General features: G+C 75.3%; 1 protein-coding gene. It reads left to right on the top strand.

Annotated elements, in window-relative coordinates; all coding sequences use genetic code 11:
- On the top strand, positions 1-599 hold a 599-nt coding region (locus ACI3KY_RS20310), incomplete at both ends, for a DUF222 domain-containing protein (RefSeq protein WP_404931923.1).

The following is a 599-nucleotide window of genomic DNA, read 5'->3' as shown; positions in this document are numbered from 1 at the left end:
ACACGGGTGTCGCGGCGCACCGCAGGCGAGGTCATCGCCGCCGCGGGTGCGGTGCAGCAACAGGTTGCGCTGTCCACGGGGGAGGTGTTGCCGGCGCAGTTCCCCGCCATGCGGGCCGCGTTCGCGGCCGGGCACGTCGGCGCCGACGGCATCGTCGCGGTCATCGGCGCGTTCCGCGGCTGCCACACCGGCCGCGCCGAGATGCTCGCCGCCGACACCGAACTCGCCGCGGCGGCGTGTGGCGAGGGCGCGGATGCCGCACCGCCGGCGTCCGCCGACGAGCTGCGGGCACTCGCCCTGGTGTGGGCGGCGTACCTCGACCAGGACGGCACCGCACCCGACGACACCCGGGCGCTCCGCAAACGCGGCATCACCCTGGGCCGACGCGGCGACGACGGACTCGTCCCGCTCCGCGGCCGCCTCCTGCCCGAACTGGCGGCGCAGCTGCAGCTCGGGTTCGACAGCATCCTCAACCCCCGCACTGACGGCGCCCCCGCACCAGGACCCTGCTTCGTCGAGGATGCGGACCGCGACCCCTCGGAACCCGTGGCATCGGCGGCCGACCAGCGCAGCCACACCCAGAAGCAGCACGACGCGTT

It is taken from the genome of Microbacterium sp. ZW T2_14, assembly GCF_044987405.1.
GTDB lineage: Bacteria > Actinomycetota > Actinomycetes > Actinomycetales > Microbacteriaceae > Microbacterium.
Note: the sequence above shows the minus strand (reverse complement) of the source record. Positions and strands in the feature narration are given on the sequence as shown.